The sequence below is a fragment of the Gracilibacillus marinus genome, from assembly GCF_042651725.1.
In the GTDB taxonomy this organism is placed as follows: domain Bacteria; phylum Bacillota; class Bacilli; order Bacillales; family Amphibacillaceae; genus Gracilibacillus; species Gracilibacillus marinus.
In genome coordinates, this window is sequence record NZ_JBHSDV010000003.1 from 220,231 (window position 1) to 245,004 (window position 24,774).

25 protein-coding genes, 1 other RNA gene and 2 other annotated features are annotated in these 24,774 nt (G+C 34.1%); of the genes, 23 read left to right on the forward strand and 3 right to left on the reverse strand.

The window, feature by feature from the left end:
• Window positions 1-5: 5 nt before the first annotated feature.
• From dtd to ACFOZ1_RS11345, 5 genes are all read left to right on the forward strand, one after another.
• Window positions 6-452: a D-aminoacyl-tRNA deacylase gene (dtd, locus tag ACFOZ1_RS11325; RefSeq protein WP_390199370.1), complete on the forward strand. Its 447-nt coding sequence runs from the start codon at window positions 6-8 to the stop codon at window positions 450-452.
• 129 nt (window positions 453-581) lie between these two features.
• Complete coding sequence (locus ACFOZ1_RS11330) at window positions 582-1,058, forward strand: small multi-drug export protein (protein ID WP_390199371.1); 477 nt, start codon at window positions 582-584, stop codon at window positions 1,056-1,058.
• Between the two features lie 21 nt (window positions 1,059-1,079).
• Window positions 1,080-1,820: a hypothetical protein gene (locus tag ACFOZ1_RS11335; RefSeq protein ID WP_390199373.1), complete on the forward strand. Its 741-nt coding sequence runs from the start codon at window positions 1,080-1,082 to the stop codon at window positions 1,818-1,820.
• Between the two features lie 16 nt (window positions 1,821-1,836).
• On the forward strand, window positions 1,837-2,226 hold the full coding sequence (locus tag ACFOZ1_RS11340; RefSeq protein WP_390199374.1) for a GntR family transcriptional regulator: 390 nt from the start codon (window positions 1,837-1,839) through the stop codon (window positions 2,224-2,226).
• Window positions 2,227-2,232: 6 nt separating this feature from the next.
• Entirely contained in the window at window positions 2,233-3,102 is an 870-nt protein-coding gene (locus ACFOZ1_RS11345; protein WP_390199376.1) for an ATP-binding cassette domain-containing protein, read from the forward strand.
• Window positions 3,103-3,220: 118 nt separating this feature from the next.
• Here ACFOZ1_RS11345 and ACFOZ1_RS11350 read toward each other — a convergent pair whose 3' ends face one another.
• Window positions 3,221-4,120: an N-acetylmuramoyl-L-alanine amidase gene (locus ACFOZ1_RS11350; RefSeq protein WP_390199378.1), complete on the reverse strand. Its 900-nt coding sequence runs from the start codon at window positions 4,118-4,120 to the stop codon at window positions 3,221-3,223.
• Between the two features lie 65 nt (window positions 4,121-4,185).
• Between ACFOZ1_RS11350 and ACFOZ1_RS11355 the strand changes: the two genes are divergently transcribed.
• From ACFOZ1_RS11355 to ssrS, 4 genes are all read left to right on the forward strand, one after another.
• Window positions 4,186-4,350: a hypothetical protein gene (locus ACFOZ1_RS11355; RefSeq protein WP_390199379.1), complete on the forward strand. Its 165-nt coding sequence runs from the start codon at window positions 4,186-4,188 to the stop codon at window positions 4,348-4,350.
• Window positions 4,351-4,401: 51 nt separating this feature from the next.
• Window positions 4,402-4,616: a binding site (T-box leader), on the forward strand.
• Window positions 4,617-4,656: 40 nt separating this feature from the next.
• Window positions 4,657-5,925, forward strand: coding sequence for a histidine--tRNA ligase (gene hisS, locus ACFOZ1_RS11360; RefSeq protein ID WP_390199743.1), 1,269 nt, complete (start codon window positions 4,657-4,659; stop codon window positions 5,923-5,925).
• Between the two features lie 11 nt (window positions 5,926-5,936).
• Window positions 5,937-7,694 (forward strand): aspartate--tRNA ligase, encoded by a 1,758-nt coding sequence (aspS, locus tag ACFOZ1_RS11365; RefSeq protein ID WP_390199380.1) that lies wholly within the window; start codon window positions 5,937-5,939, stop codon window positions 7,692-7,694.
• Window positions 7,695-7,861: 167 nt separating this feature from the next.
• Window positions 7,862-8,059, forward strand: a non-coding RNA gene (gene ssrS, locus ACFOZ1_RS11370) — 6S RNA.
• A 175-nt stretch (window positions 8,060-8,234) separates the two neighbouring features.
• Here ssrS and ACFOZ1_RS11375 read toward each other — a convergent pair.
• Together ACFOZ1_RS11375 and ACFOZ1_RS11380 are read right to left on the reverse strand one after the other, a co-directional pair.
• The gene (locus tag ACFOZ1_RS11375; RefSeq protein WP_390199382.1) at window positions 8,235-8,921 is read right to left on the reverse strand and encodes an RsfA family transcriptional regulator; all 687 of its coding nucleotides are present in this window, start codon (window positions 8,919-8,921) and stop codon (window positions 8,235-8,237) included.
• 115 nt (window positions 8,922-9,036) lie between these two features.
• Window positions 9,037-10,299 (reverse strand): replication-associated recombination protein A, encoded by a 1,263-nt coding sequence (locus tag ACFOZ1_RS11380; protein ID WP_390199384.1) that lies wholly within the window; start codon window positions 10,297-10,299, stop codon window positions 9,037-9,039.
• Window positions 10,300-10,580: 281 nt separating this feature from the next.
• Between ACFOZ1_RS11380 and cymR the strand changes: the two genes are divergently transcribed.
• From cymR to udk, 14 genes are all read left to right on the forward strand, one after another.
• A complete protein-coding gene (gene cymR / locus ACFOZ1_RS11385) occupies window positions 10,581-11,000 on the forward strand; it encodes a cysteine metabolism transcriptional regulator CymR (RefSeq protein ID WP_390199386.1) in 420 nt (139 codons plus the stop codon).
• An 18-nt stretch (window positions 11,001-11,018) separates the two neighbouring features.
• Window positions 11,019-12,164, forward strand: a complete 1,146-nt coding sequence (locus tag ACFOZ1_RS11390; RefSeq protein WP_390199745.1) for a cysteine desulfurase family protein — start codon at window positions 11,019-11,021, stop codon at window positions 12,162-12,164.
• 13 nt (window positions 12,165-12,177) lie between these two features.
• Window positions 12,178-13,287 carry a tRNA 2-thiouridine(34) synthase MnmA gene (gene mnmA, locus ACFOZ1_RS11395; protein ID WP_390199387.1) on the forward strand — a complete coding sequence of 370 codons (1,110 nt, stop codon included), beginning with the start codon at window positions 12,178-12,180 and terminating at the stop codon, window positions 13,285-13,287.
• A 134-nt stretch (window positions 13,288-13,421) separates the two neighbouring features.
• Window positions 13,422-14,087, forward strand: coding sequence for a tetratricopeptide repeat protein (locus ACFOZ1_RS11400; RefSeq protein ID WP_390199388.1), 666 nt, complete (start codon window positions 13,422-13,424; stop codon window positions 14,085-14,087).
• Between the two features lie 17 nt (window positions 14,088-14,104).
• The gene (gene recD2, locus ACFOZ1_RS11405) at window positions 14,105-16,462 is read left to right on the forward strand and encodes an SF1B family DNA helicase RecD2 (protein ID WP_390199390.1); all 2,358 of its coding nucleotides are present in this window, start codon (window positions 14,105-14,107) and stop codon (window positions 16,460-16,462) included.
• A gap of 198 nt (window positions 16,463-16,660) precedes the next feature.
• Complete coding sequence (locus tag ACFOZ1_RS11410) at window positions 16,661-16,852, forward strand: hypothetical protein (RefSeq protein WP_390199392.1); 192 nt, start codon at window positions 16,661-16,663, stop codon at window positions 16,850-16,852.
• A gap of 3 nt (window positions 16,853-16,855) precedes the next feature.
• A complete protein-coding gene (locus ACFOZ1_RS11415; protein WP_390199394.1) occupies window positions 16,856-17,929 on the forward strand; it encodes an AI-2E family transporter in 1,074 nt (357 codons plus the stop codon).
• Window positions 17,930-17,966: 37 nt separating this feature from the next.
• Window positions 17,967-18,177 (forward strand) — a binding site (T-box leader).
• Between the two features lie 61 nt (window positions 18,178-18,238).
• Window positions 18,239-20,872 (forward strand): alanine--tRNA ligase, encoded by a 2,634-nt coding sequence (alaS, locus tag ACFOZ1_RS11420; RefSeq protein WP_390199395.1) that lies wholly within the window; start codon window positions 18,239-18,241, stop codon window positions 20,870-20,872.
• Between the two features lie 98 nt (window positions 20,873-20,970).
• On the forward strand, window positions 20,971-21,240 hold the full coding sequence (locus ACFOZ1_RS11425) for an IreB family regulatory phosphoprotein (RefSeq protein ID WP_390199397.1): 270 nt from the start codon (window positions 20,971-20,973) through the stop codon (window positions 21,238-21,240).
• On the forward strand, window positions 21,233-21,652 hold the full coding sequence (gene ruvX, locus ACFOZ1_RS11430; protein ID WP_390199399.1) for a Holliday junction resolvase RuvX: 420 nt from the start codon (window positions 21,233-21,235) through the stop codon (window positions 21,650-21,652). Before ACFOZ1_RS11425 ends, ruvX begins: the two co-directional genes overlap by 8 nt.
• Before the next feature lie 15 nt (window positions 21,653-21,667).
• Window positions 21,668-21,952: a DUF1292 domain-containing protein gene (locus ACFOZ1_RS11435; RefSeq protein ID WP_390199400.1), complete on the forward strand. Its 285-nt coding sequence runs from the start codon at window positions 21,668-21,670 to the stop codon at window positions 21,950-21,952.
• A 176-nt stretch (window positions 21,953-22,128) separates the two neighbouring features.
• Complete coding sequence (mltG, locus tag ACFOZ1_RS11440) at window positions 22,129-23,283, forward strand: endolytic transglycosylase MltG (RefSeq protein ID WP_390199402.1); 1,155 nt, start codon at window positions 22,129-22,131, stop codon at window positions 23,281-23,283.
• Between the two features lie 88 nt (window positions 23,284-23,371).
• Window positions 23,372-24,025, forward strand: a complete 654-nt coding sequence (locus ACFOZ1_RS11445) for an O-methyltransferase (protein WP_390199403.1) — start codon at window positions 23,372-23,374, stop codon at window positions 24,023-24,025.
• Window positions 24,026-24,029: 4 nt separating this feature from the next.
• Window positions 24,030-24,680: a uridine kinase gene (udk, locus tag ACFOZ1_RS11450; RefSeq protein ID WP_390199405.1), complete on the forward strand. Its 651-nt coding sequence runs from the start codon at window positions 24,030-24,032 to the stop codon at window positions 24,678-24,680.
• Window positions 24,681-24,774 lie beyond the last annotated feature (94 nt).

Sequence of the window (24,774 nt, forward strand, 5' to 3'; positions counted from 1 at the left end):
AAATTATGCGTGTAGTGTTACAAAGAGTGACGAAAGCAAACGTAATAGTGGACAATGAAGTGATAGGTGAAATTGGAGATGGTTATGTTGCTTTGGTTGGTATTACCCACACAGATACAGAAAAAGAAATAGAATATATAGTAAATAAAATAATTAACTTACGTGTATTTGAGGACGAATTTGGTAAAATGAATTTTTCATTAGCTGATAGAAATGCCAGTATATTGTCCATATCGCAGTTCACTTTGTATGGAGATACACGTAAAGGAAGAAGACCTAACTTTATGCAAGCAGCAAAACCAGATATTGCAAAGGAGCGATATCAATACTTTAATCAATTGCTACGACAAAATGGTGTTCATGTGGAAACAGGTTCCTTCGGTGCAATGATGGATGTTCATTTAACGAATAATGGACCTGTTACCATTATTCTTGATTCGGATGATATGTAAGAAAGTACGTAAATAGATAAAAAAGACTGAAGTAGTTAAACTTCAGTCTTTTTTTTATTGACAATTATATCTCTCTATTGTTATAGTGTGTATATCGATATACACACTATAACAATATGAGGTGAGGGAATGGAATTTTTTGAGTTTGTTTGGGTATATATTTTAGTCTTTTTATTAGCGGCAGTTCCGTTTGTTGAGGCGATTATCTTAGCACCAATTGCGATTTTTGGTGGGTTATCACCATTACCAGTCTTTTTGCTTGCTGTATCAGGAAATTTACTAACAGTCTTTTTTGTTATTATCTTTATTGAAAGAATAAAGCAATGGAGAAAAAAGAAGGATAATGAAAAGCGTAAAGCTCGAGCGCAACGAATATGGCAAAAATATGGCGTGATTGGTTTAACGATAATTGGACCTTATTTTATAGGAAGTCATTTAAGTGCTTTTTTAAGCTTATTATTCGGAGGCACGAAGAAACAAGTCACGATTTGGATTACTATAAGTGTTGTGGGCTGGACATTAGTATTTACAATCATTGCAGTACTTGGATTTGATTTCATGAAGATTGAGCATCCGTTTCTTGAACAAATTTTCGGTGCGCAGTAAATACAAAGAAGGAGTGGTCATATGCGGAATCATGTACTTTGGATAGTGAAGAATGACTTAATGGTGAATTGGCCTAGTTTCATTGCTACACTTCTCGGAACATTGCTAATGGCAATGATAACTGGAGTTAGTTTGGATTACGTTATAGAAGAATTGTACAATGGAGCTAAGTTAAATAATAATACGATTTTTCTAGATATTATTTTTCTTGGAATTACACCTTCATTCGTGACACTATTTATTTCAGGACCGTATCTAAGTTTTAGAACACTGAAGGAAGATCCATTTAGTAGAAAGCTTGCTTTATTACGCTCATTACCTATCTCTATTAAAAGTATTTTTATAAGTAGAATCGTATTGATGTGCACTTATTTTATACTATTTACTATTTGTTTTTATATTGTTGTATATAGCAATGTGTCCGAGTCTTCCTTGCAGCAATTTGATTTCACAAGTTTAATTTACTTATTTTTATTCTGGAGTGGATATGCACTTGCTACAGGAAGTATTTTAACTTATATGGAATATGGGACAAATGGAAAGAAGTTATTCTTATCCCAAGTTGTTTCATTATTTTTAATCTTCATTGTTATTACTTTTATGATTATTCTATTTCAGACGAGTGTGACAGAATGGAGTATAAAACTTATTCGAGATTATCAACACATTCCTGTTTTATGTAGTATATTAATTGGTAGCATTGGATTTGTAACGACAACTGCTGCTTTGAGGCAAAGGTTAATAAACAGAGATTACATTTAATGAAAGGTTGAGGTGAATGAAATTACCCATAACTGTATCTAATCATAATAAAGAACCGATTTATTATCAGATTGAATCACAGATAAAAGCAATGATTGCAAGTGGCCAACTTTCACCAGGTACAGTATTACCCTCTATCCGATCATTATCACAGGACTTATCTTGTAGTTTGATTACAACGCGCAGAGCATATCAAAATTTAGAACGTGACGGGTATATTCAAACAGTGCAAGGAAAAGGGACGTTTGTTTTACAATTAGAGAATCATGTCCAAAAAGAATTTAATGATGAAAAAATTTATCAGTCATTTTTGAAAAATATCACAGAAGCGCAATTAGCGGGATATTCAAAAGAGCAGATTCATTCGATATATAATAAAGTAATCGATGAGATATGGAAGGAGTGAAAAAGGTTGGAAGACAGCATTCAAATCGAATCAGTAATTAAACGATTTAATAATTTTCAACTAGGACCAATTGATTTAACTTTCGAACAAGGCACAGTATTAGCACTTGTAGGGGAAAATGGTTCTGGAAAGAGTACGCTTCTTCAAATTATAAATCAATTACTACAAAAAGATGAAGGAAACATCACAATATTTGGAGATAAATTAGAGGCAACAAATGATCAAGTAAAGCAAAATATCACCTATATAGGTGAAGAATTACTACTAGCATATTCTCATATGACAATAAATAAAATGACTAAATTTATTGAACGTTTTTATAATAATTGGGATCAAATGTTGTATGATCATTTAATTAGTAGGTATGAAATTAATGTGAATGAAAAATATACGAATTGTTCTACAGGCACGAAAAAGAAAGTAGCATTTATTCTTGCTGTCTCATCAAAGCCTAAGTTGTTATTGTTAGATGAGCCGTCTGCAAATGTAGATATGCTTTCTCAATATATGATGATGGAAGATTTACGTTCCTTACAAGATAGTAATAATAGTACGATTATTATCGCAACACATATGGAAGAAGATTTAAAAAAATTAGCAGACTATATTTGTATTTTAAAACAAGGCAAAATTGTTGCGTTCTCTGATAAAGATACACTACAAGAGAGTTGGGCACGTGTGTGGCTAGATGATGGAATTAATTTATCTAACATCCAAACTTATTATGAAATGGAATCCAGATCCCCATTACAACTCATCACAAATGATATCTTTCAATTAGAAAGAGAACTACTAGATCAGCATGTTAAAATAAATCAAATCATTCGTTTAGAATTAAGAGAAGTGATTACGAAATACTGTCAGAAGTCACTGTAGTGTTTTTTAATCATCTAATCCGAATAGTAAAACCTGTATATGACGAACCGAGCTATTTAAAGATAATTTAAAATAGCTCGGTAAATTTATGGCATGATAACGAATGTAGAGTGATGTTCTATCTTGGCGCATTTAAAAAGAATTTCTGCAATCCTTCTACAATACCTCTAGCAAATGCTTTTTGAACAACCTGTTTTTGAATATTTTTTTCTTCGCTTTCATTTGATATAAATCCTAGTTCCAATAATAATCCGTGTTGATGATTTGTTCGAAGTACTTGTAAATCAGCTTGTCTTATTTCTCGATTGTTCATATTTGTTTGATTAATAATACCTTCTTGTACAAAAGATGCCAATTCTTTGTCTCTATCATTATAGTAAAAAGTTCCAACACCTGTGACCTCAGGTAATTCAGGTGTACTATTATAATGTATGCTTATGAATACATCTGTTGCTAATTGGTTGGACAAACTCACTCTACTTACTAATGGTAAGTATCGATCATCTTCCCTTGTTAGGTAGACGATGGCGCCATGTTGCTCTAAATTTTGTTTAAGTAGCTGTGCAGTTCTTAATGTGTACTCACTTTCGTAACGTCCCCTAACACCTATTGCACCGACATCTCTTCCGCCATGTCCTGGATCAATCACAATAGTCTTTCCTTGTAAATGTAAAGGAGAAAATGATTGGTGCTTTTTTGGCTCTTTCGCGATAATTTGTTGATTTACATCAGTTGTTTTCTCATTTTTTTCATTCGTCACCGAAGAAGTATATAATTTATGTACCCAACCAGTTACATCTTCATCTAATTGTATTTGAACCCATTCACCATTTTCTTCTAAAACAGGATAAACATCCTCTGGCTGGACTTGTCCGATTGTTTCATAATTTGTTCCAGGCCCTGTCCTCACATTTAGGTTTTCTGCTGTAATTTTTATTTCTTTTGCATATAGTAATGTCGAGATGGAGAAAATACAGATAAGTATGAGAAATATGCTGATTACAAATTTTCTTTTCAATACAAATCATCCTTTCCATTATCTATCTATATATTACCAAATACATCAATGAGGTGCTAGGTTTTATGCGTGTACACAAAATGCAACAATATCGGACAAATCGATTATGTATGAAAATGAAACAGACAAGTGATGAAGTTCGTTTCACTTCACAACATGAAATTGCACAATATATGGGTATTCATTTACATAAGGTCCAAAAAATCTCTAAATTTCATAAAGAATCTTGACAAACCTGCAAATAAACAATTATTATAGAAATAATTGTATCAATTGATCGAAAAAAGCTGATGAAGGAAATAGTAGTATAGGAAAAGTAGGAAAGAGAGAGAATTCCTTAGGCTGGAAGAATTCTTGCTAACTGCCTTTATGAATAACATTCCAGAAGTGCTATGTTGAAAATAGTAAACATAGACGTATGCAGGCGTTAACTGTTTGAGTGGGAGTAATCATACTTCAACTAGGGTGGCAACACGGGAATACTCTCGTCCCTTTTTAGGGATGGGGGTATTTTTGTATTTTTTAAAACAGGAGGTATTCAAATGAAAGGACCAAGAGGGACACAAGATTTATTACCCGGAGTAACTGAAAAATGGCAGTATGTTGAAGATAAATTAAAAAATTTAAGTATGAGATACAATTATCAGGAGATTAGAACACCGATTTTTGAACATACAGAGCTATTCCAACGTGGGGTCGGAGATACTACTGACATCGTCCAAAAAGAGATGTATACATTTACTGATAAGGGTGATAGAAGTATTACATTACGACCTGAAGGGACGGCATCAGTCGTTCGTTCTTTCGTTCAACATAAATTATTCGGATTACCGAATCAACCGACGAAATTATTCTATATTGGACCAATGTTTCGCTATGAACGTCCTCAACAAGGGAGAATGCGTCAGTTTGTGCAATATGGTGTAGAGGCATTAGGTAGTGAAGATCCAGCAATCGATGCAGAAGTAATGGCATTAGCTTTAGAAGCATATAAACAATTGGGATTGAAGTCATTAAAATTAGTGATCAATAGCCTTGGTGACATTGACAGTCGTAACGCACACCGTCAAGCCTTAATTGAGCATTTTTCTTCTGTGAAAGAGGAACTTTGTGGTGATTGTCAAGAAAGACTAGAAAAAAATCCATTGCGAATCCTAGATTGTAAAAAAGATCGAAATCATCCATCAATGCAAACTGCTCCATCTATACTAGAGTATTTGAATGATTATTCTAGAAATTATTTTGAACAAGTAAAAAGGTATTTGGATGTAATGGGTATTTCTTATGTTGTCGACCAAAACTTAGTGCGTGGATTAGACTACTACAACCATACAGCATTTGAAATTATGAGTGATGCAGAAGGATTTGGTGCAATAACGACATTATCAGGTGGAGGAAGATATAATGGATTAGTCAGTGACTTAGGTGGTCCTGAAACTCCTGGTATTGGATTTGCATTAAGTATTGAACGTCTATTAATGGCGCTTGAAGCAGAGAACATTAGCTTACCGATTAAAGAAAGTATCGATTGCTATGTCATTGCATTAGGAGAAGAAGCGAATTTAAAAGCAGCTGCAATCGTTCAACAATTAAGACAACAAGGTATTCAAGTAGATAAAGATTATCAAAACAAAAAAATGAAAGCACAATTTAAAGCAGCGGATAGGTTACAAGCAAAATTTGTACTTGTCTTAGGTGAAGATGAACTAGCGAAAAATGAAGTTGCAGTAAAAGAAATGGAAACAGGAAATCAAGAAAATATAAAATTAGATGTTTTAACAGACTATTTAATTTCTAAATTATAGGAGGATATAGAATGTCAATGCGTACATATGCAGGTTCTTTATCAAAAGAGCAGATTAATCAAGAAGTAGTTATTAAAGGATGGGTTCAAAAGCGTCGTGACTTAGGTGAGATTATATTTGTTGATGTAAGAGATCGTTCAGGTGTTGTTCAAGTTGTATTTAATGGCGAAATCTCAAAAGAAGCATTACAAATTGCGGATAGTATCAGAAGTGAATATGTAGTAGAGATAAAAGGTAAAGTAATAGAAAGAGATCCAGAAACAGTCAATCCAAAGATTAATACTGGAGAAATTGAAGTGTTTGCTAATGAAGTAATTGTTTTAAATAGTGCAAAAACACCTCCATTCTCATTAGTAGACGAAACAGAAGTGAGTGAAGATGTTCGCTTAAAATATCGTTATTTAGATTTACGCCGAGACGTGATGCAAGAAACATTCAAATTACGTCATAAAACTACACAATCCATTCGTGAATTCTTAAATGAAGAAGCGTTTTTAGAAATGGAAACACCAATGTTAACAAAAAGTACACCAGAAGGAGCTAGAGACTATCTAGTGCCTAGTAGAGTACATGAAGGGTATTTTTATGCGCTACCGCAATCTCCGCAGTTATTTAAACAATTATTGATGGTAGCTGGATTTGAAAAATACTATCAATTTGCACGTTGTTTCCGTGATGAAGATTTAAGAGCAGATCGTCAACCAGAATTTACACAAATTGATATAGAAACATCATTTATGTCAATGGATGATATTATGACAATGACAGAACGAATGATGAGTAAAGTGATGAAAGAAGTAAAAGGCATGGAAATCCAAACGCCATTTAGAAGAATGCCTTTTGATGAAGCGATGGAACGATATGGTTCAGATAAACCAGATGTTCGTTTTGAGATGGAATTAACATCATTAACAGAACTTGCAAAGAATTCTAGTTTTAAAGTATTTAGACAAGCTGTTGAAGATGGTGGAAAGGTAAGTGGGCTAAATCTAAAAGCAAAAGCTGACAATTACTCACGTAAAGACTTAGACAATATGACTGACTTTGCGAAAATCTACGGAGCTAAAGGTCTTGCGTGGTTGAAAGTGGAAGCAGACGCCCTTGTAGGACCAATTGCTAAATTCTTTTCAGATGAAGAACAAGAAGAAATGCGAAAATTATTTCATGCAGAAGCAGGCGATTTATTATTCTTTGTTGCAGATAAAAAACAAGTTGTATATGATACTTTAGGAGCATTACGTCTCAAATTAGCAAAAGATCACGATTTAATTGATAATTCTAAATTTGAATTCTTATGGGTTACAGATTGGCCATTATTAGAATATGATGAAGAAGCAGGTCGATATCATGCTGCACACCACCCATTTACAATGCCAGCTGAAGGTGACTTTGATAAGTTAGCAACAGACCCTGCTAGTGTACGTGCACAAGCTTATGACTTAGTATTGAATGGTTATGAATTAGGTGGAGGTTCGTTACGTATTTACCAAAGAGAAATGCAGAATCAAATGTTTAAACATCTAGGATTTACGCAAGAAGAAGCGGAAGAACAGTTTGGTTTCCTATTAGACGCGTTAGAATTCGGAGCACCACCACATGGAGGAATTGCATTAGGATTTGATCGTTTAATCATGTTGTTAGCAGGTAGAACTAATTTACGTGATACGATTTTATTTCCAAAAACAGCTTCTGCTTCAGATCCAATGACAGAAGCGCCAAGTGCAGTGGATGTTAAACAATTAAAAGAACTTCATTTAGAAATTAAGTAAGAAAGTTGTAATTGATTAATGAAATATTTTTTAGAAGAAATTCTTCATCAATAGAAATAATGGTATAGAAAATGTATTGGTAATATTTACATTCATTTTGTAACGATATTGTAAAGATGAATTGTTGAAAGTCTACGTAGAATATGCTATTATTTAATTACAAATTAACAATCCTGATGTGTTCGTTGGATTAATGGCGTTTTGACCGAACACCATTTACTTCGGGAGCTTACGTTCTCTTAGGTAGTGCATGCCATATTACTTATTGGTAAGATAGTGGAAGTACGAGATGAGAGACGGGGCACCCACCTGCCGAGAGCGGGTTCAAAACTTCATCAAACTGCGACGGCACGATCGGGATTGTCGAATGTAAAGTTAAAAGCACATCTGCATAAGATGTGCTTTTTTTGATATTTACGAAAATATAAAATGAATATTTGTGAATACATTAAAAATGGTAATAGAATCATTCAGATGAAACTATATAACCTCTCAAATCAACCATGAACGAACCACCATAGGTCCCTTATCGTACATTAGTTATTTTGCAACTTGTTCTAGATTCCCGTTTTTATCCATTCTGAATTTTGGAACAGGGCGAGTATCTTCATCAAAGACAACCATTTTCCTTGCACGTTCCACGATTTGCATAAATGCTTGGTAGTCATCTTTCATTGTATTTAATTCTCGCTCTAAATCTTGTATTCTCTTTTCGCTCATTAACAACTGATTTTGCAGTTGTTCTTTTTCTTTTATTAATCTTTCCATATTCGATTGCGAATATTTAGAATGTTGGAATTCTTTCTTCAAATTTTGTAAATATCTAATAATTTGATTCAAATCCATTGCATCATCAAAAACTTTAGTTTCCGTCGTAGTATTTGTTAAGATCGGTTTCTCCCAATTCCATAATAGACTTTCGTTCGATTCGTTATCTAATTCTTCATCAGGTAAATGAAGAGAGGACAAAGAACCATTTGTTTCTTTAGCTAATTGGCGCTTTCTTTCTTTTCGCTGTTTTTTTGCAATTTGGACGGCTTGCTCATAACTTTGGCGCACTTCTGCATTCCAACGAAAGCCACATGCAGCAGATGTACGGTTAAGTTTGTCTCCTACTTCATCAAAAGCCCTTAACTGTGTACTACCTTCACGTATGTGACGTAATACAGTTTCGGCTAATAATAAATCATCTTCATGTGACCATGCATCTTGGCGAACTTTGGCCATTTGTTTCACTCCTAACTTATCAACAATATGATAGATTTCTGCACTAGATTACGAAGAAAATGATATCTAGGCATCTGTTATTAGTTAGTTTGGCCAACTTCAAACCTTTTAAACATTATCTTTTTAAATTTTGATAAATTTGTTTCAAGTTTTTTTCGTATTTACCAGTTTCTTTAGGATGATAATATTGTTTGTTTTTAATTTTATCAGGTAAATATTGTTGCTTAATCCAACCAGACTCAAATGCATGAGGATATTGATAATCTACACCATGACCTAATTGTTTTGCGCCTTGGTAATGGCTATCTTTCAAATGTGGTGGAATCTCACCTGTATCGCCTTTTCGAATATCATTAAGTGCTGCATCTAGCGCTATATATGCGCTATTAGATTTTGGCGAAAGACATAGTTCAATGATGACAACTGATAACGGTATCCTTGCTTCAGGGAAACCAACTCTTTCTGCTGTTTGAATGGCTGCTAATACATGTGGTCCTGCCTGCGGATTTGCTAGACCAATATCTTCATAGGCACAAACAAGCATTCTTCTCGCAATACTATCAAGGTCTCCTGCTTCTATTAGACGACCAAGATAATGAAGGGCTGCATCTACGTCACTTCCTCGAATAGATTTTTGAAATGCAGATAATACATCATAATGGGCATCTCCACCTTTATCATGTGAAAAGCTTTTCTTTTGCATCGATGTTTCCGCAACAGATAAGTCAATGACTATTTCCTGGTCTTTATTTTTTGGAGTGGAGAATGCAGCTAATTCTAAACCATTAAGTGCTGCTCGTAGATCTCCATTTGCACTATTAGCAAAATGTTCAAGTGCCTCATTTGTTATGAGGATTGGAAGGGTACCTAGACCATTCGTTTTGTCCTCGATTGCTCGTTCGATAGCATTTATGATGTCCTGTTGTTGTAGTCTTTGTAATTCAAAAATGTGCGTTCTACTTCTGATTGCAGGATTAATAGAGTGATATGGGTTACTAGTGGTACATCCAATTAATGTGATTAAATTCGATTCTACATGTGGCAGTAAGAAATCTTGTTTTGCTTTGTCTAATCTATGTACTTCATCTAATATTAGTACAAGTTGCCCATGTAACTTCGCTTCTTCCACTGCGATTTCCATATCTTTCTTCTTATCGATGGCAGCATTTAATAATTTATATCTTAATTTTAAACTATTTGCGATTCCAATTGCCATCGATGTTTTACCAGTACCAGGTGGACCATATAGCACCATAGAGTGGAGTATTTTTGCATCAATCATTCGTCTGATGATTTTGCCTTCACCAACTAGATGTGCTTGTCCTATAATTTCAGTTACATTTTTGGGGCGCATTCTAAATGCTAATGGTTGACGCATCGTATTACTTCCCTTCCTGTACAGTAAACCCAAGCAATTAGCTTGACTTTTATAACTGCATTTCTTAAACTATAATATTTGTAAGGTTTATTCTAATCTTTTAATTATAAAGTGAATCAAACAATCGTGCAAAAATATCGATTTGTCACCTAATTTTTCATTCGTGTTATAATGAAGAGAGATATATAAGATAGATTACCTTCATAAATGTATAATTAGTTCCTATTATAATTACATGTTTAAAGTAAAAATAGATATAAATAATAAAATGAGGTGGACGTATGAAAATCTCTACAAAAGGAAGATATGGATTAACAATCATGATTGAGCTTGCCAAAAATAATGGAAATGGTCCAATGTCATTAAAGACTATTGCGAAAGAAAACGACTTATCTGAGCATTATTTAGAACAGCTCGTAGCACCATTACGTAACGCAAGTCTTGTAAAAAGTATTCGTGGTGCATATGGTGGATATATCCTTGCAAAGGAACCAAATGAAATTACAGCAGGCGACATTATACGGATTTTAGAAGGACCTATTACTCCTGTAGAAGGAATCGAGGATGAAGAACCAGCAAAACAAGAACTATGGATTAGAATTCGTGATGCGGTAAAGGAAGTTTTGGATACAACAACATTGGAAGATTTATCGACATATGGTGAAAAAGGTATGCAAGATCCATATATGTTTTATATTTAATAGAAGGGCATGACAGTAATGAATGCTATTTATTTAGACCATGCAGCTACTACACCGATACATCCAGAAGTAATCGATGTGATGACAACAGTCATGAAAGAAACGTTTGGTAATCCATCTAGTGTCCATTTATTTGGACGTGAGGCAAGAAAGTTATTAGATGAAGCTAGAAGAACAGCTGCTCAGTCTATTGGCGCAATGGAAAAAGAAATTATATTTACTAGTGGAGGAACAGAGTCTGACAATCTTGCGTTATTTGGTGTGGCTGAAAAGTATAGAAAAAATGGTAATCATATTATTACAACGAAAATGGAACACCATGCTATACTCCATACATGTGAACAATTAGAGAAGAACGGTTATCAAGTCACCTATTTAGATACAGATGAGTCGGGTAGGATTTCTGTCCAGGATTTACAACAAGCATTAACAGACCAAACCATTTTAGTCTCGATTATGATGGTAAATAATGAAACAGGTATGATTCAACCAATTATGGAAATTGGTGAAGTATTAAAAAATCACCAAGCATTCTTCCACACAGATGCGGTTCAAGCATATGGGATACTTCCAATTGATGTGAAGGACTTAGGAGTAGATTTACTATCAGTATCTTCACATAAAATCAATGGTCCAAAGGGAGTCGGCTTTTTATATGTCAATAACCAAGTTTCATTGAAGACTCAACAATTTGGGGGAGAGCAAGAACGTAAACGTCGTGCTGGTACAGAGAATATTCCTGGAATTGTTGGATTTCAAAAAGCAATAGAGCTTTCATTAATAGCAAATGAACAGAGACGAATGAAATATGAAGCGTATAATGCTCAGTTTATAGATATTTTGGAAAAGTCGACCATTTCATTTTCAATAAATGGAGAAGAAGGCTTCCGTGTACCAACTATTGTAAATATTAGTTTTCCTGGTACAAATGTAGAGCAATTGCTTATGAATCTTGATTTACAAGGAATTGCAGCATCTAGTGGTAGTGCTTGTACTGCAGGGTCTGTAGAGCCATCACATGTATTGAGCGCAATGTATAAAGAAAATCATCCATGTACGACAAACTCGATACGATTTAGTTTTGGGTTAGCAAATACAAATGAAAATATAACGGAAGCAGCACAGAAAGTAGTTAGTATTGTAGAAAGATTAACATCTAGATAAGTTGGTGAAAAATATGAAAAATAAAGCAGACACTAGAGTCGTTGTTGGAATGAGCGGTGGCGTAGATTCCTCTGTGACGGCATTACTATTAAAAGAACAAGGATATGATGTCGTAGGTATTTTTATGAAAAATTGGGATGATACGGATGAATCAGGCTTCTGTACAGCAACAGAGGATTTTGATGATGTTGTGCGTGTCTGTAATCAAATAGGTATTCCGTATTATGCAGTTAACTTTGAAAAGCAATATTGGGACAAAGTATTTACGTATTTCCTTGATGAATACAAAGCAGGTAGAACTCCTAATCCAGATGTTATGTGTAATAAAGAAATCAAATTTAAAGCATTTCTTGAGCATGCACTTTCATTAGGAGCGGACTATGTAGCTACAGGCCACTATGCTCAAGTAAGACATAATGGGGATAAAGTGGAAATGTTAAGAGGAGTAGACGAAAATAAAGATCAAACCTATTTCTTAAATCAATTGTCAGAAGATGTATTGAAAAAAGTAATGTTCCCATTGGGTCATATCCCTAAAAAAGAAGTTAGACGTATCGCAAAAGAAAATGGATTAGCAACAGCTAACAAAAAAGATAGCACAGGTATTTGTTTTATTGGAGAGCGTAACTTTAAAGAATTCTTAAGTGAATATCTACCTGCTCAACCTGGTCAAATGATGACATTAGATGGAGAGGTAAAAGGAACGCATGATGGATTAATGTATTATACAATTGGTCAAAGACAAGGTCTTGGTATCGGTGGACCAGGAGGACCTTGGTTTGTAGTAGGTAAAGATGTAGAGAAAAATGTGTTATATGTTGGTGAAGAATATGAGAATGATGCATTGTATTCAGATGGATTAACAGCAAATGAATTAAATTGGATCAATCATACTCCAACGAAACCATTTCATTGTACTGCGAAATTCCGCTATCGCCAAAAAGATAGTGGCGTCACAGTTTATCCGAACGAAGACGGTACTGTTAAAGTAGTATTTGATAATCCAGAAAGAGCCATTACACCAGGACAAGCAATTGTATTCTATCAAGATGACGTTTGCCTTGGTGGTGGGACAATTGATGAAATAATTAAAAATAATCAAGTCTTGGATTATGTTGGATAAAAGAAGTAGCGCAACGATTCCTGTTGCGCTATTTTACTATTTAAATAAAAATTCACATGAAATAGGTTAATATGTAGTTCTCTTTGTTTTTTCACTATACATCAAGTAAAATAAAAGTATCTGGAGGTAATAGTATGAGTAATATGGACAAAGGTATACAATATATGCAAGAAGGTAAATTAGAAGAAGCAGCGCAATATTTCACAGAAGCAATCGAAAAAAATCCGAATGATCCGATCCATTATATCAATTTCGGGAATTTATTATTACATATGAAAGAAACAGAAAGAGCAGAGCGTTTTTATAAAAAGGCTATCGAGTTAGATAAAGATGTAGCAACGGCATATTATGGTTTAGGCAACCTTTATTTTGAAGAAGATAATTTTAGTGATGCGAGAAAGTATTATCAAAAAGCGATGCAATTAGGATTAGAAGAAGCAGATGTGTATTTTATGTTAGGAATGTCTTGTTTATATGATGAGAAAGAAAAAATTGCTTTACCCTATTTACAACGGGCGCAGGAATTAAAGCCAGATGATAGTGATGTTGTATTTCAGTATGGATTAGCACTTGCTCAGACAGAACAATTAGATACAGCAAAAGAAATATTTGAAAAAGTACTCACAATAAACGAAGCTCATAGTGATGCGCATTATAATCTTGGCGTCATTTGTTTATATAATAGTAATTTAGATGGTGCCATAAATCATTTTGATAAGGCGGTACAGATTCAACCTGATCATATATTAGCTACAAATGCGAAAACACAAGTAGAAAAAATCATAAACGAAGAGAGTTAAAAAGGGGTATTTTAGCAATGGAAATCGAACAAATCGTTGATCAAAAAAATTTCATAAAAGGGGAAATGATTCATACGATATTCGAAAATAAAAATGAACACTTTTCCATTGCTAAAATAAAAGTGATTGAAACAAACCAATCATTTGATGAAAAAGAAATTGTCGTAAAAGGGTATTTTAGAAGGTTAGATCCTGGTGAAATCTACGAATTTTATGGGAATATAGTAGAACATAAGCGATTTGGACGTCAATTTCAAGTAGATAGTTATCAACGCTTTTTACCACAATCAAAAGAAGGTGTCATTAGCTATTTGTCTAGTGATTTATTCCCTGGAATCGGTAAGAAAACGGCTGAAAAAATTGTTGACACATTAGGAGAATCAGCATTAACTCAAATTCTAAATGACCGTACAGTGTTAGAAAAAGTACAAGGTATTCCAAAAGATAAACAAGAGAAGATTTATTATACATTACACGAGAATCAAGGTTTTGAGCAAATTGTAGTAGAATTGTCCAAATACGGTTTCGGTTTAAAAATGGCTCAAAAAATGTACAGTGCTTTTCGTGAAGAGACGATAGAACACTTACGCACTAATCCATATTTATTTGTCTTTGAAGTAGAAGGATTTGGATTCTTAAGAGCAGATCAAATAGCAAAGCAAAATGGTATTCCAACTGATCATCCGACTAGATTACAAGCTGCTTGTATTTTTATTTTACAAAATAGTATACAAGATGGACATGTGTATGTACCGATAGATCAATTAATGCATGAGATGGATGAGTTATTGCAAGGTGAAAGAAATCACATTCAACCAGACAAAATTTCAGAACAAATTGTGGAATTAAATAAGAATAAAGAGATTATCGTAACAGATGGAAAAGTATACTTACCATCCCTTTACTATTCTGAGACAGGATTTTGCTCTCAAATTAAAAGAATTGCAAATAATGATTTGGAACGCAAATTTACAGATGCAGAACTGTTAAAAATAGTTGGAAAAATGGAAGAAGAAGAATCTATTAGTTATGGTAAAGAACAATATGAAGCAATAGAAACAGCATTAACATCTAAAATCATGATTGTGACAGGTGGACCTGGAACAGGAAAGACTACTGTAATTAAGGGAATATTAAATGCGTATAGTAAGATTCATAAACTTTCACTAAATAATGATGACTACGAGGAAAAAGACACATTCCCATTTGTATTAACTGCTCCAACTGGGCGTGCTGCAAAAAGAATGTACGAATCGACAGGAATTGAAAGTATGACAATACATCGACTGTTAGGGTGGGATGGTCATGAAACGTTTGATAAAGATGAAGAAAATCAATTAAAAGGTAAAATCATCGTCATTGATGAATTTTCAATGGTCGATATTTGGCTTGCATACCAATTATTCAGAGCAATTCCAACAGATATGCAAGTATTAATTGTTGGTGATGAAGACCAACTACCTTCTGTAGGTCCTGGACAAGTATTATCAGATATTCTCGCTAGTGGAGTGATTCCTAAAATTCAGTTGAAGGAAGTGTATCGACAAAAAGAAGGATCTAAGATTATTCAATTAGCACATGATATCAAAAATGGACAAGTTGATCAAAATCAATTAAGTAAGGCGAATGATTTTAATTTTTTCTCCTGTAATGATTACCAAGTTGTGGACATCGTCACGCAAATCGTCAAGAAAGCACATGATAAAGGTGTAGATTTAAGACAAGTCCAAGTACTCGCACCGATGTATCGCTCGAAAGCCGGAATTCATACATTGAACGAAGCTTTACAACAAGTATTGAATCCAAAAAAACAAGGTGATCGTGAAATGCGATTCGGAGATATCGCCTATCGAAAAGGGGATAAGGTCATTCAATTAGTGAATCAACCTGAAGATGGTGTATTTAATGGAGACATTGGAGAAATTGTAGCAATCTTTGAAAAGGACGAAACAAAAGAACAAGAAGAACAATTAGTCGTACAGTATGATGATAGAGAAGTGGGATATGCAAAGACAGATTTAATCAATATTATGCATGCATACTGTACATCTATTCATAAGTCACAAGGTAGCGAATTTCAAATTGTTATCATGCCAGTCATACCTGGTTATTTTCGAATGTTACGAAAAAATTTATTATATACTGGTATTACAAGAGCAAAGCAATCATTAATTATTTGTGGCGACAAGGATGCGTTTATTCGTGGAGTAAATACGGAAGATACGAATAAACGATTCACATCATTAGTTGATTACCTACATGAATTGTTTTCTGTTTCTAAAAAAAGTAAAGAAGAACCAAAAACAGCAGATGAAAAGCTATTAGCAATTGAAGTGAAACAAGAAACATTCTCTCCTTATGATTTTGTTGAATAAGGAAATGGACACTGAAATCCTTTACTGAAAGCAATCTATACAATGACTATGATACAGATGATGCTTATTAAATGATGAGAATAGATAGTGATTCTCATCTTGTATAAGTGTTGTCTGTATTTGTTATGTAAAAGCATGTATAACATTATCGTATTTGGTTATACTGTCGGATAAAAAGGAAAAGTGAGGGAACTTCTAGTGCGCTGTCCGAATTGTAACAGTAAAGATATAGGTATCATTGGAGTAAATCAATATTATTGTTGGAATTGTTATATTGAGTTAACAATTGAAGATAATATCGTATATTTACATGAAGTGGAACTAGATGGTTCATTAAGTTCATTAAATGATATTTTCCCAGAAGAGGAAAGAAAGCTAGAAAGGTTTTAATTGATGGCAGATCAGACGAAGCGAATTCGCACTGTAATACAACTAGTTATTCTATGTCTATTTGTCCTTTTTATCTATTTATTAATTATTTTATTCCCATATTACAAAAGTGGAATTGTCGTTATATTTCAAATATCGATACCTTTTCTTATTTCAGGTTTGATTGCTTATCTACTACACCCTGTAATCAATTGGTTAGAAAAGAAAAAAATACCTCGAACTATTGCGATTTTGTTCATTTATTTTACTTTTTTTATCTCAGCAGGATTAGGTATTTATTTTTCATTTCCGATGTTTGTCAAACAAATAGAAGATTTTCAGGCAAATATACCAGAGTTAATGGAACAATATCGAGAATTTATTTATATGATTTATGAACAGACAGCATTTTTGCCAGAAGGATTTCATCAAGAAATGGATCAACTCTTCATAGACTTAGAAACAGGTCTTATTGAAAGATTAACAAGTTTAATGAAGAATATCGCGGTTCTATTCGATATGTTTGTAATGTTAGCTGTTATACCGATTTTAGTTTTTTATTTTTTAAAAGATTATGAGAAGTTACAAAAAAGTATACTAAGACTTGTCCCAAAAAAATATCAATCCTTTACTTGTAACTTGGCAAGTGAAATGGAAGATAGTTTAGGACAGTATATTCGGGGGCAAATCCTAGTATGCTTTCTCGTAGGATTATTAAGTTTTCTTTTATTGAAATGGTTTGGGATGAGTTATGCTTTATTACTTGGAATCATCAGTGGATTAACTAATTTCATTCCATACTTTGGGCCAATTATTGGTGCAGTGCCAGCAATCTTCATTGCATTCACTATATCAGAAAGAATGGTTTGGTTTGTACTTGGTGCTGTGTTGCTTGTACAATTGGCGGAGGGGAATTTGTTATCCCCATATATTGTAGGGAAGAGTATGCATATTCATCCTGTATATCTTATTCTTACTTTATTTGTCGCAGCAAAGGTTGCCGGTGTAATTGGAATGATATTAGCAATTCCAGTCCTAGCTATTGCCCGAGTAGCCGTTCCATTAATATGGAAACAGTTTAAACAAATTGACAGATGAGTTTTTTTTCACTATAATATGCTATCGTAGGATATCAAAGAAATCGTTGAAGAACACGAGTAAATGGCAATCATGTAAAGAGAGGAACTTTCACTTGGCTGGAAAAAGTTCTATATGCTCTTGTCATTGAAGCTAGTTCGAAGTGCAGCTAATCACTGTCGTTACTCTACGTTACAGAGTCTAAAGTTGATAGTAATCTAATTACTATAATTAGGGTGGTACCGCGGAATATAACTCTCGTCCCTGCATTTGCAGGAATGAGAGTTTTTTTTAATAGGTAAAAAAATACATAATTTAGGAGGGTTTTACATGAAGAATTTAACTTCACAACAAGTTCGTCAAATGTTTTTAGACTTTTTTAAAGAAAAGGGCCATAATGTGGAACCGAGTGCCTCACTTGTACCAAAAGATGATCCAACACTTTTATGGATTAATAGTGGTGTAGCAACATTGAAGAAGTATTTCGATGGTCGTGTGATTCCAGAAAATCCACGTATTACAAACGCTCAAAAATCAATACGTACAAATGATATTACAAATGTAGGTTATACAGCGCGTCATCACACTTTCTTTGAAATGCTTGGAAATTTCTCTATTGGTGATTACTTTAAAGAAGAAGCTATCCAATTTGCATGGGAATTCCTAACAAGTGACAAATGGATTGGATTTGATCCAGAAAAGTTATCTGTAACTGTTCACCCAGAAGATGAAGAAGCGTATGTTTTATGGCGTGATAAAGTAGGATTACCTGAAGAGAGAATTATTCGAATTGAAGAGAATTTCTGGGATATTGGGGAAGGACCAAGTGGACCAAATACAGAAATTTTCTATGATCGTGGAGAAGGATATGGTAGCAATCCGAATGATCCAGAGTTATATCCTGGTGGTGAAAATGAACGATACTTAGAGGTTTGGAATTTAGTATTCTCCCAATTCAATCATAATCCAGATGACACATATACACCTCTTCCAAAGAAAAATATTGATACGGGAATGGGATTAGAAAGACTAGTTAGTATCATTCAAAATACAAAAACAAATTTTGAAACAGACTTATTTTTACCTATTATTAAGGCGACAGAAGAGATAGCTACTACCACTTATGGAGCAAAAGAAGAAACAGATGTTGCATTCAAAGTGATTGCAGATCATATTCGTACAGTAACATTTGCTGTAGCAGATGGTGCGCTTCCATCTAATGAAGGACGTGGATATGTACTGCGTCGATTACTGCGCCGAGCTGTCCGTTATGCTAAGCAAATTGGAATTGATGACCCATTTATGTATAAACTAGTAGGTACTGTTGCACGTATTATGGATGCTTTCTATCCAGAAGTAAAAGAAAAACAAGCATTTATAGAAAATGTGATGAAAACAGAAGAAGAGAGATTCCATGAAACTTTACAAGAAGGTTTACACATTTTAAATCAAATTGTCGAACAAGAAAAAGCACAAAATAAATCTGTATTCCCAGGTGAAGAAGTATTCCGCTTATATGATACTTATGGATTCCCAAAAGAATTAACAGAAGAGTATGTGGCTGAGGCTGGTTTTACTATTGATGAAGCCGGATTTGATGCAGAAATGAAAAAACAACGTGAGCGAGCTCGAAATGCGAGACAAAAAGTGGATTCTATGCAAATACAAGATGGTGTATTAGGAGAAATAACTGTAGCAAGCACATTTGTTGGTTATAATCAATTACAAGTAACTACGACTGTAGAAGCAATTGTAATAGAAAAAGCATTACAAGATACGATTAAGCATGGTGAAGAAGGGTATGTTATTTTAAGTGAAACACCTTTTTATGCGGAAAGTGGCGGTCAAATAGCTGATAAAGGTTTGTTGAAATCAAAAAATGGACATGCTGAAGTAATAAATGTGCAAAAAGCACCAAATGGGCAAAACTTACACAAAGTCATCGTTGTTGAAGGGTATTTAAATCAAAACGATGAGGTAGAAGCAATTGTAGAGCAATCTTCACGTCAAGCGATAGTAAAGAACCATACAGCGACACACTTACTACACCAAGCATTAAAAGACGTACTTGGAACACATGTGAATCAAGCAGGATCATTAGTAGCACCAGATAGACTTCGATTTGATTTCTCTCATTTTAGTGCAGTGACAGAACAAGAAATTTCACTTATTGAGCAAAAGGTAAATGAAAAAATATGGGATTCGTTACATGTAGATATTAGTAGTAAATCATTAGACGAAGCCAAACAAATGGGCGCGATGGCACTATTTGGTGAAAAGTACGGGGAGACAGTAAGAGTTGTAAAGATTGGGGACTATAGCTTAGAGTTATGTGGCGGTTGTCATGTGAATAATTCTGCTGAAATAGGCTTGTTTAAAATCGTTTCAGAATCAGGAATTGGTGCTGGTACACGCCGTATTGAGGCAGTAACCGCTAAAAGTGCATATCAGTATGTGAATGAGAAACACGACCAATTAAAACAGGCTGCACATCTATTAAAAACGAAAGAAGATCAAGTTAATGATCGAATCCAACACATTTTTAAAGAAATGAAAGAACAACAAAAAGAAATGGAAGGATTACGACATAAGCTATCCCAATTAGAAGCATCATCGATATTGGATGATGTGAAAGAAATAAATGGTGTGAAAGTATTGGCTAAACAAGTTGATGTGAGTGATATGAATCAGTTGCGCCAATTAGTAGATGAAATGAAACAGAAATTAGGTACAGCAATTATTTTGTTAGCAGCTGTAAAAAATGGGAAAGTGCAATTAGCAGCAGGTGTCACGAAAGATTTAATCCCAACATACCATGCGGGTAATTTAGTAAAAGCAACTGCTCAAATTTGTGGCGGCGGCGGTGGTGGTCGTCCAGATATGGCTCAAGCAGGAGGGAAGGAACCGAATAAAGTAGAAGAAGCATTACAATACGTAGAAAAATATGCAGAGAACCAAAGTTAACTTTGGTAATTCACGTGAAGAAACGGTATAATAGATGGACAAAGTATTGTACTGTTTAACTAACAGTGTCAAAGTTTGTAATTTATGGGGGTGCTTCCATGGATGGAATGGATAAAACAATGAAATTTAATTTTGCTGACGAACCGATCGAAAAGGATGTAAGTGAGGTTATGTTGCTTGTACACGATGCACTCGAAGAAAAAGGGTATCATCCAATAAATCAAATTGTCGGTTATTTACTATCAGGAGACCCAGCATATATTCCACGACATAAGGATGCACGAAACTTAATGAGGAGAATAGAGCGTGATGAAATAATTGAAGAATTAGTTCAATATTACATCCGTATGAATAAACATAATGAATAAAGTATTAGGACTAGACGTTGGTTCGAAAACGATTGGTGTTGCTATTAGTGATGGTCTTGGTTGGACAGCACAAGGTCTTACAACAATCCATTGGACAGAACCTAATTATGAGACAACCATCGACGAATTAAAAAAGACAATAGAACAAGAAGATATCCAGAAAGTTGTAATTGGTTTACCTAAGAATATGAATGGTACTGAAGGGCCGAGGGTAGATGCATCTCGCGCTTTTGGAGAATTTTTGAAAGACCAATTCCCAGTTGAAATCATTTATTGGGATGAGCGCTTAACAACGATGGCAGCGGAAAGGGTATTATTAGAAGCTGATGTGAGTCGTAAAAAGCGCAAGAAGGTAATCGATAAAATGGCAGCGAGTATGATTTTGCAAGGGTATTTAGATAGTATAAATTAAAAGGAGGCCGTCATAATGGCACTAGAAGAAAAAGAACGAATTATTATTCCAGACGAAAATGGAGAAGAACATTTATTTGAAGTATTGTTTACATTCGATGTAGACGAATCAGGCCATTCGTATGTGGCAGTCGTTCCAGCTGAGCAAAAAGATGACGAAGAAGTTGAAGTATTTGCATTTCGTTATGAAGAAAAAGATAAAGAAGACGATCTAGCACTTTTCCCAATTGAATCAGATGAAGAATGGGAAATGGTAGAAGAAGTATTAAACACAATTGCTGATAATGATTTAGTAGATTAATTAATAAGATAGAGAAGCAAGTGGAATATCCGCTTGCTTCTTTTTCAATAACCTAAGAAAAGTTAAGAAATAGCAGATATCGGCAAGTATTTCTGCAAATTCTTACATTTTGTTTAGATTTGTTTCGATATTGATTAATTTGTAGTATAATTAATCGGGTGAAAGGGGGATGCCTGATGACTGAAGGTACCAACGATTCAAAAAAAAATAAAAAGAAAATTACATATCGTGATATTGTAAAAGAGCGTGGACGTGAAGCAAGTATTGCTAGAAGAATTTTTATCATTATTTTTATCATTCTTATAGCTACGATTGCCATTGGTGGTTATAGTGGATATAACTATGTGAAAGAAGGCTTATCACCTGTTGATATAGACAGCACGAAGGAAGTAGAAGTTAATATACCTCTTGGTTCAAGTACTTCAGATATAGCAACAATTTTAGAGGATGAAGGACTAATTCATAATAAACTGATTTATCGCTTTTATGTGAAATTTAACAATGTAGCAGATTTTCAAGCGGGAGATTATACATTGTCCCCATCCATGACTCTTGCAGAAATTACATCAGAACTTCAAACAGGTGCAGTATTTGATGAACCAGTTTTACGTGTGACTATCCCAGAAGGGCGTAATATTGAAGAAATAGTAGCTGTTTATGCAGAAAAAGCTGGTGTGAATGAGCAAGAATTTCTCGATAAAATGAATGATGATACATATATTCAGACATTGATTGATACGTATCCATCATTACTTACGAATGAAATACTACATGAGGATATTCGTTACCCATTAGAAGGTTATTTGTTTCCTGCAACATATGAATTCTATGTCAAAGAACCAGATATAGAAACAATTGTGACTAAGATGTTGGATAAAACGAATGATGTTGTAGCAACATATAAAGAAAAAATAGATGAAAATGAAATGACTGTGCATGAAATTTTAACTTTTGCTTCATTAGTGGAAGAAGAAGCGCCCTCAAGTGATGACCGGGCACTTATTGCAGGTGTTTTTTATAACAGATTAGCTGACGGCATGCCTTTACAGACTGATCCAACAGTAATATATGCACATGGGGAACATATTTCAAGATTAACATATGCTGATTATGAAATTGAATCACCATATAATACGTATCATGTAAATGGATTACCAATTGGACCAATATCCAATTTTGGTGAGAGTGCTCTTGAATCCGTATTACAGCCTGATGATTCAAATTACTTTTATTTCTTAGCAGATCGTGAAGGGAATGTATATTACTCCACAACTTACGAAGAGCACCAAGCGAAGGAAGCAGAATATATCCATTCCCAACCACAAGAATAAAAAGCGATTTATTTATATTATAAAACATAAAGTATTTTTGAGCAGGGGAGTAATTTACCCTGCTTTTACCATGAAAGAAGGACAAGATATGATTGAAGAAAATGTAATCCACTATATCAATAAATTAAACAACCCTAATGAGGAATGGATTCATGATATCGAACAAGAAGCAAAGGAGCATAATGTCCCTATAATGGATAAAGTAGGGATTGCCTTTTTAACACAATTAATTCGTATGCAGAAACCTAGTAAAGTATTAGAGATTGGAACTGCAATAGGTTATTCAGCACTAAGAATGGCATCCGTACATGATGCTATGAAAATTGTAACGATAGAGCGAGACAAAAACATGTTTCAGAGGGCAAAAAACAATATCGAAAAGCAAGAAAAAGAAAATCAGATTATACAACTATTTGGTGATGCGTTAGAAGTAGTAGCAGATGTAAAAGCATATGGTCCTTTTGATCTTATTTTCATTGATGCAGCGAAAGGGCAATATGAGAAATTCTTTATGCTCTATGAACAAATGCTATCAAAAAATGGCATTATTATAACAGATAATGTTTTATTTCGTGGCTATGTAGCAACTGAATCTGCCGAGACGAAACGATTAAAAAAAATTGCAGAAAAAATTGATAGATACAACCAGTGGTTAGTAAATCATCCTGATTATACCACAACCATTTTTCCGATTGGTGATGGTGTTGCAATAACTGTTCCAAAAGAAATAAAGGAGTATTGAACGTATGACAAAGAAAAAACCAATCATTATAGGAGTAGCAGGAGGATCTGGATCTGGGAAGACTTCTGTTACACGATCTATTCAGAATCAATTTCATGATCAATCTGTGCTTATAATTGAACAAGACTTTTACTATAAGGACCAATCTCATCTCCCGATGGAAGAGAGGTTACAGACAAACTATGATCATCCCTTAGCATTTGATAATGACTTGTTAATTGAACATATTGAACAATTACTACAATTAAAACCAGTGGATAAACCGGTGTATGACTATGCACTTCATACAAGATCATCTGAGGTTATTCGAATCGAGCCAAAAGATGTCATCATAATTGAAGGAATTTTGATACTTGATGATGCAAGACTGACTGAATTAATGGATATTAAAGTATTTGTCGATACTGACGCAGATTTAAGAATTATTAGAAGGTTGCTTCGCGATATACAAGAAAGAGGTCGCTCTATTGATTCCGTAATTAACCAATATATTCAGACAGTTAGACCCGCACATCTGCAATTTATCGAACCATCAAAGCGTTATGCAGATATCATCATACCTGAAGGTGGACAAAATACTGTTGCAATTGACCTTCTAGCAACGAAGATTGAAAAAGTTTTACAGGATGAAAACATTTCATCACAATCTAAATAGAAAACTATTGAAAAAAAATAAGAAATCTGCCATAGTAATGGTTAGTATATATTATATGGATGTAGCAATAATTTTTGGCAATTATTCATAGAAT

Coding starts and splice junctions, on each gene's coding strand:
- dtd (WP_390199370.1), top strand. CDS start 6: ATGCGTGTAGTGTTACAAAGAGTGACGAAAGCAAACGTAATAGTGGAC.
- ACFOZ1_RS11330 (WP_390199371.1), top strand. CDS start 582: ATGGAATTTTTTGAGTTTGTTTGGGTATATATTTTAGTCTTTTTATTA.
- ACFOZ1_RS11335 (WP_390199373.1), top strand. CDS start 1,080: ATGCGGAATCATGTACTTTGGATAGTGAAGAATGACTTAATGGTGAAT.
- ACFOZ1_RS11340 (WP_390199374.1), top strand. CDS start 1,837: ATGAAATTACCCATAACTGTATCTAATCATAATAAAGAACCGATTTAT.
- ACFOZ1_RS11355 (WP_390199379.1), top strand. CDS start 4,186: ATGCGTGTACACAAAATGCAACAATATCGGACAAATCGATTATGTATG.
- aspS (WP_390199380.1), top strand. CDS start 5,937: ATGTCAATGCGTACATATGCAGGTTCTTTATCAAAAGAGCAGATTAAT.
- ACFOZ1_RS11375 (WP_390199382.1), bottom strand. CDS start 8,921: ATGGCCAAAGTTCGCCAAGATGCATGGTCACATGAAGATGATTTATTA.
- ACFOZ1_RS11380 (WP_390199384.1), bottom strand. CDS start 10,299: ATGCGTCAACCATTAGCATTTAGAATGCGCCCCAAAAATGTAACTGAA.
- cymR (WP_390199386.1), top strand. CDS start 10,581: ATGAAAATCTCTACAAAAGGAAGATATGGATTAACAATCATGATTGAG.
- ACFOZ1_RS11390 (WP_390199745.1), top strand. CDS start 11,019: ATGAATGCTATTTATTTAGACCATGCAGCTACTACACCGATACATCCA.
- mnmA (WP_390199387.1), top strand. CDS start 12,178: ATGAAAAATAAAGCAGACACTAGAGTCGTTGTTGGAATGAGCGGTGGC.
- ACFOZ1_RS11400 (WP_390199388.1), top strand. CDS start 13,422: ATGAGTAATATGGACAAAGGTATACAATATATGCAAGAAGGTAAATTA.
- recD2 (WP_390199390.1), top strand. CDS start 14,105: ATGGAAATCGAACAAATCGTTGATCAAAAAAATTTCATAAAAGGGGAA.
- ACFOZ1_RS11415 (WP_390199394.1), top strand. CDS start 16,856: ATGGCAGATCAGACGAAGCGAATTCGCACTGTAATACAACTAGTTATT.
- alaS (WP_390199395.1), top strand. CDS start 18,239: ATGAAGAATTTAACTTCACAACAAGTTCGTCAAATGTTTTTAGACTTT.
- ACFOZ1_RS11425 (WP_390199397.1), top strand. CDS start 20,971: ATGGATGGAATGGATAAAACAATGAAATTTAATTTTGCTGACGAACCG.
- ruvX (WP_390199399.1), top strand. CDS start 21,233: ATGAATAAAGTATTAGGACTAGACGTTGGTTCGAAAACGATTGGTGTT.
- ACFOZ1_RS11435 (WP_390199400.1), top strand. CDS start 21,668: ATGGCACTAGAAGAAAAAGAACGAATTATTATTCCAGACGAAAATGGA.
- mltG (WP_390199402.1), top strand. CDS start 22,129: ATGACTGAAGGTACCAACGATTCAAAAAAAAATAAAAAGAAAATTACA.
- ACFOZ1_RS11445 (WP_390199403.1), top strand. CDS start 23,372: ATGATTGAAGAAAATGTAATCCACTATATCAATAAATTAAACAACCCT.
- udk (WP_390199405.1), top strand. CDS start 24,030: ATGACAAAGAAAAAACCAATCATTATAGGAGTAGCAGGAGGATCTGGA.